The 10,100-nt window shown below is 37.6% G+C and carries 6 protein-coding genes and 2 pseudogenes; 5 read left to right on the top strand and 3 right to left on the bottom strand.

Features of this window, described 5'->3' with window-relative positions; genetic code table 11:
• Nucleotides 1-152: 152 nt before the first annotated feature.
• The 4 genes and pseudogenes from CYP51_RS10280 to CYP51_RS05840 all read left to right on the top strand — a co-directional run.
• Nucleotides 153-938, top strand: a pseudogene (locus tag CYP51_RS10280) (nitrate- and nitrite sensing domain-containing protein); the annotation flags it as partial.
• Between the two features lie 555 nt (nucleotides 939-1,493).
• Nucleotides 1,494-2,105 (top strand): annotated as a pseudogene (locus CYP51_RS10275) (methyl-accepting chemotaxis protein); the annotation flags it as partial.
• A 194-nt stretch (nucleotides 2,106-2,299) separates the two neighbouring features.
• On the top strand, nucleotides 2,300-3,016 hold the full coding sequence (locus CYP51_RS05845; RefSeq protein WP_103624741.1) for a transporter substrate-binding domain-containing protein: 717 nt from the start codon (nucleotides 2,300-2,302) through the stop codon (nucleotides 3,014-3,016).
• A gap of 74 nt (nucleotides 3,017-3,090) precedes the next feature.
• Nucleotides 3,091-5,829: a M16 family metallopeptidase gene (locus tag CYP51_RS05840; RefSeq protein ID WP_103624740.1), complete on the top strand. Its 2,739-nt coding sequence runs from the start codon at nucleotides 3,091-3,093 to the stop codon at nucleotides 5,827-5,829.
• 142 nt (nucleotides 5,830-5,971) lie between these two features.
• On the opposite strand, the gene CYP51_RS05835 is transcribed toward CYP51_RS05840, so the two are convergent.
• Genes CYP51_RS05835 through CYP51_RS05825 form a run of 3 tightly spaced genes read right to left on the bottom strand, consistent with a single transcriptional unit; the run spans nucleotide 5,972 to nucleotide 7,458 of the window.
• Nucleotides 5,972-6,859, bottom strand: a complete 888-nt coding sequence (locus CYP51_RS05835; protein ID WP_103624739.1) for a hypothetical protein — start codon at nucleotides 6,857-6,859, stop codon at nucleotides 5,972-5,974.
• Between the two features lie 51 nt (nucleotides 6,860-6,910).
• A complete protein-coding gene (locus CYP51_RS05830) occupies nucleotides 6,911-7,132 on the bottom strand; it encodes a hypothetical protein (protein WP_021091847.1) in 222 nt (73 codons plus the stop codon).
• 32 nt (nucleotides 7,133-7,164) lie between these two features.
• Entirely contained in the window at nucleotides 7,165-7,458 is a 294-nt protein-coding gene (locus CYP51_RS05825) for a putative quinol monooxygenase (RefSeq protein WP_103624743.1), read from the bottom strand.
• Between the two features lie 161 nt (nucleotides 7,459-7,619).
• Here CYP51_RS05825 and CYP51_RS05820 point away from each other — a divergent pair, with 161 nt between their 5' ends.
• On the top strand, nucleotides 7,620-10,073 hold the full coding sequence (locus tag CYP51_RS05820) for a molybdopterin-dependent oxidoreductase (RefSeq protein ID WP_103624738.1): 2,454 nt from the start codon (nucleotides 7,620-7,622) through the stop codon (nucleotides 10,071-10,073).
• Nucleotides 10,074-10,100: the final 27 nt, after the last annotated feature.

Raw genomic sequence — 10,100 nt, 5'->3', positions numbered from 1 at the left:
GCTAAATATAAATTAAAATTTTACATAAATAGACTAATCAATATTTTTTATAAAAATAACCAAAAGTATTTTTTGGTTGATAAATTTTAAGTATTAAAGTCATACGACTTTATTTTTGAAGCAGATATTAAGAAAAACTAAAAGGAGAGAAAATGAATAATCTAGGTATTAAATCTAAGATTATGGCGATAGTTATCGTCAGTCTTATTGGCCTTGGTATCATGAGTGCATACATGCTAAATGGTATCTTAAAAACTCGCTCAAAAGCAGAGTTTAGTGAGAAAATCGTGGATACAATCATAAATCAAAATAATTTTATCCATGAGATGCAAAAAGAACGCGGATTTAGCTCAGGTGTGTTAGCAGGAGGGGATAATAAAAATTTATTAGAGCAGCGTAAAAAAGTAGATGCTGCTCTTGATAAGCTTGAAGAGAAAAATGAAATAGCTTCAGAGATAAATAGTATCCGCTCAAATGTAGATCAAAAAAGTGGCAATGATCTAATTAGCCGTATAACAAAAATTTTAAGAAAAGAGGTCATTGCTATAAATGGATATAGCGATAAGCTTGAGCCTAGCTTGGTAGATGATCTAAAGCGTATCATTATTGTTGGTGAGATAAAAGAGTCTTTTGGTATTTTGCGTGCTACTTTAAATGGGGTTTTTACTAAAAAGAGCATAAACAAAGAGGACTACAATAAAGTAGTTGCACTAAATAGCGTTATAAATAAATTTATGCAGGATTTTGACGATTACAACCCAAAAGAATTTAGCGATGAATTTGACGCTATCGCTAGAAAAAAGGCAGATTTTATAGATGCTATGAATATTATTAAAAATGTAGTTACTACCGAAGATGCATCTTATGATGCATCAAGCTGGTTTTCAAAGATAAGTGTTACGATAGATGCGATGAGAGAGCTTGAGCTTAAACTACTTGATAATATGCAAAAAGATGCAAGACGTATTAAGGGTGATGCAAATACCGAACTTATTATAAGTTCTATTGTGATTGCGATTTGTATTTTACTTATGTTGCTAGTATCTACATTAATAGGTAAAAACCTGATCTCTGGTATAGATCAGACTAAAAATGGCTTAGTTAGATTTTTTGACTTCTTAAATTATAAATCTAATAAGGCTGAATTTTTAGATCGTAGTGGTAGCGACGAGATCGGACAGATGAGTGCACTGATAAATGAGAATATCAAACAAATCGAGGCAAATTTATCTGAGCAAAATAATTTCATTAAAGAGGCAAATACTTTTGTAAATCAAATCGGCAAAGGTAACTACGTAGCTCAGCTTAACGCAGATACTTCAAATCCTGCACTTAGCCAGCTAAAACAAACTTTCAAAGACTTACAAATCGCACTTAAGCATGCTATTGCGGAAAATGGCGATGACGTGTTAAATCTATTAGAAAGCTTTAAAAAACAAGACTTTACTAAAAGGCTTGAAGATGATGGCAAAATGGCGGTTGGTATAAATGCTCTTGGTGAAGAGATAGCCAAGATGTTAAGGGCAAATTTAGATCAAGCTCATGTGCTAGAAGAAAAGGCTGAGGCTTTAAGTCAGTCAATGAAAGAACTAACTCAAGGCGCAAATGTACAAGCAAGCTCACTTCAAGAGTCTGCTGCCGCAGTAGAGCAAATGTCAAGCTCAATGAATGCAATATCTCAAAAGACATCAGATGTCATTAGACAAAGTGATGAGATTAAAAACATCATAACTATTATTAGAGATATAGCTGATCAAACAAATTTACTAGCTCTTAATGCCGCGATCGAGGCGGCACGTGCAGGAGAGCACGGCAGAGGCTTTGCGGTCGTTGCAGATGAGGTTAGAAAACTAGCAGAGAGAACTCAAAAATCTCTAACAGAGATCGAAGCAAATACAAATGTACTAGCTCAATCAATCAATGAAATGAGTGAATCTATAAAAGAGCAAAGTGAGGGAATCAATATGATAAACCAATCAGTTGCTCAAATAGACACACTTACAAAAGAAAATGTAGTAATTGTCAATAAAGCAAATGAAGTAACATCTGATGTTGACGACATGGCTAAGGCAATAGTAAACGAAGTTAGAAAAAGTAAATTTTAATCTTTGACTTACTCTTAGAGCTCCTACTATTCTATCCCTTAAAATAATTAAGGGATAGAACTTATCTATAAAAATTTATATGCTACTTTGCTATACGATTATTTATAGCATTTTTCTTTTATTACAAATTTAAACAATTTTTAATAGAGAAATACTGATAATTAAGCCACTAAATCACCTTAAAGGATACTATTATGAAAAAGATCTTTGCTCTTTTACTCACAGCTTTTGTTGCTCTTTGTGCAAACGAGCTAAAATTTGGCACAGCGGCGAACTATCCGCCATTTGAATATATCGATGAAAATAACAAAATAACAGGCTTTGATATCGAGCTAATTGATGAAATTTCAAAGCGTGCAGGCTTTTCATATAAGATCATAAATATGAGTTTTGATGGCCTTATCCCAGCACTTAAAGCTGGCAAAATAAATGGCATTATAAGTGCGATGAGTGCGACTTCAGATAGATTAAAATCGATTGACTTTACAAAGCCATACTATTTAACTGAAAACCTCTATCTAAAGAAAAAAGGCAATGACGCATTAAAAGCTAAAGAAGAGCTAGCTGGCAAAAGAGTTGGCGTGCAACAAGGCACCGTCCAAGAGCTAGCAGCAAATGCTATAAATGGCGTAAAAGCAGTGCCTTCAGAAGATACTGTGCCACTCATCATGGGATTAAAAGTTGGTAAATTTGACGCAGTCATCCTTGATAGCTCTATTGGATATGGCTTTATTAAGAAAAATCCAGAACTTGAAGCGTTTTTCAAAGAAGTTGATGGTAGCGAGGGCTTTTCAATAGCTTTTGATAAAGGAAAAGAGAGCGCGTTAATAGAGAAAATAAATCAAATTTTAGATGATATGAAAAAAGACGGAAGCTACGAATCTTTACTTAAAAAATACGATCTAAAATAATCTTCTAGCCTGCAAATTTGCAGGCTTATGCTAAATTCTGCTTTGTCTATCGATTAAAATTTAAAAGGAAAATAATGAGAAAAATTTTGTTGCTTTTTTGCCTAGTAATGGGTCTTTTTGCGCTTCAAAACGATAAAGATATGTTAAATGGAGAGCTAAAAAACGGGCTAAAATACTATATCAAAGAGAATAAATTTCCACAAAAAACAGCTATTTTTTATCTTGTTATAAATTCTGGTTCAACTGATGAAAAAGATGGCGAGCAAGGTCTTGCTCACTTTTTGGAGCACATGGCATTTAATGGCAGCCGTGATTTTAGTAAAAATGAGCTCATTAAACAGCTTGAGAGCCTTGGTGTGAAATTTGGAGCCGATCTAAACGCGCAGACGAGCTACGATCAGACGAGCTATGTTTTAACGATTAATGTAAATGAGAAAAATTTACAAGATACATTCAAGGTCTTTTCAAATTGGATAGATGGCGTTAAAATCGATCCTAAGGAGCTTGATAAAGAGCGTGGCGTCATAATGGAAGAAGAGCGTCAGAGAAATACGCCAGGATATAGGCTTTATTTGGCTCAAACAAAGGATATTTTTGAGGACAGTATCTATCTAAAAAGAGTGCCAATAGGCGACATGAACGTCATCAAAAGCGTAGATGCTAAGCACATGCAAGAATTTTACGAGAGGCTTTATCAGCCAAGATTTATGAGCTTTGTTGCTGTTGGCGACTTTGATAAAAATGAGATAAAAAGCTTAATCGAAAAAAGCTTTAGCCAAGCAAAAAATACAAATTCTTACATTCATCCAGAAAAAAATATCAGCTTTAAAAGTGGTTTAAATATTCTTAACTATGACTCGAATGAAACTGGAATGGAGCTAATTAGACTTAGCTATTTTGATAAATTTAGCCCAGTTTTAAATGAGGCTGACGCAAAGAGGAATCTAGAAGATGCACTTATCGCAAGCCTGATAAATATGCTTTATGAGCAAAAAAATGCAAATAATTCATCAAATTTAAGCACTGATTTTATAGCTCAAACACTTCAAGCAAAGCAGAAAATTTATAGTTTTGAAACAAACGTACTTGGAGGCGATTTTAACGCAAGCCTTAAAGATATGCTTGGCGTTATAAAAGGCATTAACGAGTTTGGCTTTAATAAAGATGATTTTGAAGATGTAAGAAAGGCGTTTGCGGCAAATGTAGATGCAAAATTTAAACGCTCAAAGACTAAAAAATCAAGCGCTTACGCTGGACAAATTTTAAATATGATAGAAAATGGTGGCTTTGTGTTAAGCGACGAAGATGAAAAAGAGCTTAGTTTAAAGCTATTAAACGAGATTACATTAGATGACGTTAATGCTAGATTTAGGCAAATTTTGGCCATTTCTGATGAGCGTGTAAGAATTTTTAGCAAAGATGGTTTTAAGCTTAGCAAAGATGAGTTTTTAAAACTTTTTGCCAAGGCGCCTACTTATAACACAAACCTATCTGCTAGCAACAACGACAAGAGCCTAGGCAATGAAAATTTAGAGCCAAAAGAGATAAGCTCAAGAAGCTTTGATGAAAAAAATGGAATTTATACCTACAAAATGTCAAATGGCTCGCAAGTTATCTTTAAGCCACTAGCCACTAAAAAAGATAGCGTTTTGTTTGCAGCCGTCAGCAAAGGAGGCACATCAAATTTGGCTGATCCAAAGCTTGGTAGCTTTGCCGTTGCGCTCACAAATGAAAGCGGTGTTGGTAAATTTAATAACTATGAGCTCTCAAAGGCACTAAATGGAAAGATCGTAAGCTATGAAAAGGGCATAGAAGCGCTCACACAGGGCATTTATGGCTCATCAAGCACAAGCGATCTTAGCTCGCTGCTAGCTGTTATAAATTTAGAATTTAACGCTCCAAGAGCCGACTCGCACGTGCTTGAGAGGATAAAGCAAAGAGCAAAGGATGAGCTAAGCAAAGAGCAAAATTTGCCTGAATATAAATTTAGTACCGAATTTAGCAAGTTTTTTTATGAAAACAATAAACGTGTCGCGCCACTTGAGACGGCTGATATCGATGCGTTAAAGCTAAATGAGCTAAAAGAGATCATCAAAGATAAATTTACAAACGCAGCCTCATATACTTTTGTAATCATCGGCGACACCGACGAAGAGAGGCTTTTACCACTTATTAAAAAGTATATCGCCACCTTGCCAAAGCTTGGCGAAGCTGAAAATTTTAAAGACGATGGCGTGCGAAGTATCAAGGGTCAGCATACATTTAAAAGAGAGTATCAGACCTCAAAAAGAAGTGACGTGAGCGTAGATATTGTAAATTTCGATGCGAAATATAGCTTTGAAGGAGCGATTAGGCTAAGGGCATTAAGTGAAATTTTAAAAACAGCGCTTCGCGAAAAGATCAGAGAAGATAAGGGCCAAACATACGGCTTTAGCCTAAATGCCAAGCTCTCACGCTATCCTTTTGAGCATTCAGATATACTAATTAGCTTTACATGCGATCCTGCAAACACGGACAAGATCATCACCGAGATAAAGCAGATAATAGCTAACATCAAGAGTAGTGGCGCGATATTGCCAAAGCATTTGGAGGATTTTAAAGCGCAAAGTGAAATTTCTATAAAAAAAGATTACGAAAAGCCTGAGTTCTGGCAAAAGCTCGTCATCTCAAATAAAATTTTTAACACGCCACTTTACACGGCTGATGAGTACATAAGCGCGGTAAAAGCTATCACAAATGACGACATCAAAGAGGTGGCTAAATTCTATCTTGATGATAAAAATATGGTGATAAGCATAAATAATCCGAAGTAGAAAATTAAGGGCAAAGCTGGCCGGCTTTTTAAATTTAACCTGAGTAGAAATTTAGTGAGCCAAGCTAGCTTTATAAATTTAAGCCTAATTAGAAATTTAAAGAGCCAAGCTAACCCCTATAAATTTAAACATAAAGCCAAAGCTAAGCGAGAATATCCTTTGGCTTTAGCTTGTTTAGCTTTTGTACTAGATCATCAAAGCTCGCTCCATTTTCGACCTCGCGCCTGATAAATTCCTCAAAAAACTCACGTTTTATATCTTTATCCGTATATGTCACGCTTTTTTTGGTAACTTGCATAGGCTTAAATTTCTCTTCTTCCATCTCTTCATCGCCATTTTCTCTAACTGGCGTAAGAGCGATATTTTGCAGCACATCAGCGATACTCTCGCCCTTTTCATAACTTATTTTTAGAAATTTCAAAAACTCATCTTTGCTATTTTTATCAGCGTAGCTTACACGGTGTAACATAGGCTGGCCTAAGAATTCTATGCGTTTTTTATCCGAGCTTTGTTCGTAATGTAAAGCCCCATCTTTAAAAGAAATTTTTACATTTGCGTGCTCGCCAAGTATCCTTTCTGCGGTAAATTCCAGCCATTTATCTTTAAACTCATCGATACTTAGATCAGAGTCTAGCAAATTTGTAGCCTCACGGCTTAGATAAAGAGCACCAAAAGCATTGTTAGTTATTTTGTTATTTACATTCATTTTGTGATTTTTGATGAACTCATCTACGCTAAAGCCGTTTTTCTCGCTAGTTAGAATGTAGCTTGCTCGCCAAAGCTTCGTGCTATCAACGAAATTTTTAAGGCTAGAGATTTCATCTTTGCTCGCTCCGCTATCAAGGCCATTTATCTTGCCCCAGATAGAAATTTTATCATTTGATGAGTAGCCAGAGAGCGGTAGATGCTTGATGTCCGCAGTTTCAGCGGGAATTTCTACTTTGTTTAAATTCGTGTTTGTGGCTTGGCGCTTACTAAAAGCGTCTTGATAGCTAAAGCTTTGGTTAAATCCATTTAGTGCGTTTATCATGTCAAATCCTTTAACACTATATCGGCAAATGGATTTAAATTTTAAGTGGAATTATTTTTTATTGCGGTATTTTTCAAAAATGGCGATCATTTGGTATGAGTTTTGTGCGATTTTAAATTTATTTGGATTTTTGCCAAGTAGCTCTTCTCTTAAAGAGTCGATAAATTCTCTATCTTTTTTGCAAGCCTCAAAGCTCACTCGCCCCCTAAGTACAGCCATAAATATAATATCGGCAGTCGCGTTTATCATCTCAAGCATCTTTTCTTCGCTCATTTTCGTGGATTTTACCCTTTTTAAAGCAAATATTATTCCTTTACGCTCACAAAATTTACTATTTTTATCTCTTGGCTCTCTTTGCAAGCCTCCAGCGCAGCTGCATTTTTCACCATATGAGCGCTTTTCATATGCTCTTTTTGGCTTGCAAGATCTTCCCAAATCTCCATAAAACAGTACTCATTTTTACCGCCCACAACCATGCCGCACTCGTAGCTTATGCAGCCTTTGTCTTTTCTTGAAGCTGGTACGATCTCTTTTAAAATTTCTTCAAATTTTGCCTCACACTCAGCTTTTAACTTTACATTTACATAAAATCCAATCATCTGCCCATCCTTTAAAAATTTTTGGCTAAAATAGCGCAATTTAGACGCAAGTTTGCGCATTACATTACAAGGCCTTTAAACGATGAAATGATACAAAACCCTAAATTTATAATTTCTAAAACCAACCAAAAACAATAAATTTAACCAAAATCGGAGAGAAAATGAAAAGACGGGACTTTTTAAGATTAAGCGCATTAGGCGCGGTTAGCCTTCAAGCAAACGAGCTTGGCAGCGCAGAGCAAGCGTTATTTGACAAGAAAAGCGGACTAAGTGCAAATAAATTTGGCGCATTTTATGTAAGAACTATCGCAGGGCGCGTGGTTGAGACCGTGCCATTTGAGGGTGATGCTTATCCAAACGAGCTAAATAACGCAGTCATTGACTACATCCAAAACGAGAGCAGAGTAAAATATCCATTTGTTAGAAAGAGCTTTTTAGCCAATCCAAACAACCCAAAACCAGAGCTTCGTGGTAAAGAAGAATTTGTGCGTGTGAGCTGGGACGAGGCTATAAAGCTAAGTGCAAAAATTTTAAAAGAAAATTTTGATAAATACGGCGCTGAAGCGATCTACGGACAGGTTTATCAGTGGGGTAGCCTCGGCAAAGTAGGCCACAGCCAAAAGACTGCAAAAAGGCTACTTAACGTGCTTGGTGGCTACGTAAATGAGCTAGGTGGCTACTCATACGGCGCAGCGACTGTCATCATGCCTCACGTCACTGGCTTCGTCGATCCTGCGCTAGCGCCAACAAAGTGGGAGGCTATCTTAAAAAACGCCAAAACGATCGTGTTTTGGGGCACAAACCCAGTCGTTTCAAACAAGATCGCCATTGGCGTGCCACTTCACAACTCATATAAATACTATGACGAGATCAGAAAAAAAGGCGAGAGCGGCGAGATGAAAATTTATAGCGTTGATGTTTATCACAACGATAGCGCAAAATACTTTGACTCAAAATACCTTGAAGTCGTGCCTTGCACCGATACGGCGATGATGATAGGTATGTGTAACTACCTTTATGAAAAGGGACTTTACAGCAAAGAATTTATAGAAAAATACACAGTTGGCTTTGATAAATTTAAAGAGTATATGCTTGGCAAAACTGACGGGGTAAATAAAAATTTAGCTTGGGCAAGCAAAATTTGTGGCGTGAGCGAGCAGGATCTTGCTAAATTTAGCGAGGATCTAGCCAAAAATGACTCAGTGATAATTAGTGGCTACGCCATTCAAAGACAAGATCATGGTGAGATGGCATATTGGGCGCTTGTGACGCTAAATGCGATGCTTGGCCACATCGGCAAAGAGGGTTGCGGCTTTGTCACAAATGACGGCATGCACAAAAATGCTGATGAGAGCTTCATAGCACCTAAACTAGCGGCGTTTGAGACGAAGGCGCCTCAAAAATTTATTGATAGCGGGCTGGTGCCAAAGACTAAGGGCTACGAAATGCCAAACTCAAGGCTAATAGACGCGCTTCTAAGCCCAGGCAAGGAGATAACAAGAAATGGCAAGAGCTACAAACTGCCAAAGATTAGAGTGATGTTTAATGCAAATGGCTCGACTTTCACAAGGCATCCTGACGCAAATAGAGCTGTAAAAGCTATGCGAAACGTTAATGCTATCATCACTTGCGAGCCATTTTGGACGAGCACGGCTAAATTTAGCGACATCGTCTTGCCAGCTGCGCTTGAATACGAGCGAACTGACATCGAAATGGCAAACTCAACGAGCGAGTATTTATTTGCGATGAAGCCACTAGTTAAGCCATTTGGCGAGAGTAAAAGTGACTTTGAGATCGCAAGACTGATTGCAAAAGAGTGGGGCAGAGAAGAGGCATTTAGCGAGGGTAAAAGTGAGCTAGAGTGGGTCAAGACAATATATGAAGATGCCGTTAAAAAGGCTGCTGAGCTTGGGTATGAGAGCATGCCAAGTTTTGAGGAATTTTGGGAGAAGGGATATTTTAGATTTGACAAGATCGATGAGAAAAAACGCTACTTTACAAACTATAAGAAATTCCGCGACGATCCAGTGGCAAATCCGCTAAAAACGCCATCTGGCAAGATAGAAATTTACTCTGAAACGGTCGCTGGCTTTGGCTATGATGACTGCCCACCGCATGCGACGTGGCTTGAGCCATTTGAGTGGCTGGGCGCAAAAAATAAAAAATATCCTATCGCAATTAGCGGCGCACACTCTAAATTTAGGCTTCACTCACAGCTAAACAACTCCGTGCTTCGCAACTTTAACGAGATCGCAGAGCGCGAGCCAGTGCTTATAAATCCAAAAACAGCTGAGGCTAGAGGGATAAAGATGGGCGACGTGGTGCGTGTATTTAACGATAGAGGCGAAATTTTGTGCGGTGCCTTTGTGACCGAGGACGTGCCACAAAACGTCGTGATAGTAAGCGAAGGTGCGTGGTATGACCCTGAAAAACCGGGTGAAAAGAGCCTTTGCTTGCACGGAAATTTAAATGTACTCACAAAAGACGTGCCATCAAGCAAGATGAGCCAGAGCAACACCGCTCACACAAGCCTTGTGAATGTCGAGAAATTTAAAGGCGTACCAAAACGCGTGACAGCATTTGACGCACCAAAGATTGGCATAATGCACGCATAAAATAAAAGCTATCCTTAAATGGATAGC

Source organism: Campylobacter concisus, from assembly GCF_002912895.1.
GTDB classification, from domain to species: domain Bacteria; phylum Campylobacterota; class Campylobacteria; order Campylobacterales; family Campylobacteraceae; genus Campylobacter_A; species Campylobacter_A concisus_G.
Note: the sequence above shows the minus strand (reverse complement) of the source record. Positions and strands in the feature narration are given on the sequence as shown.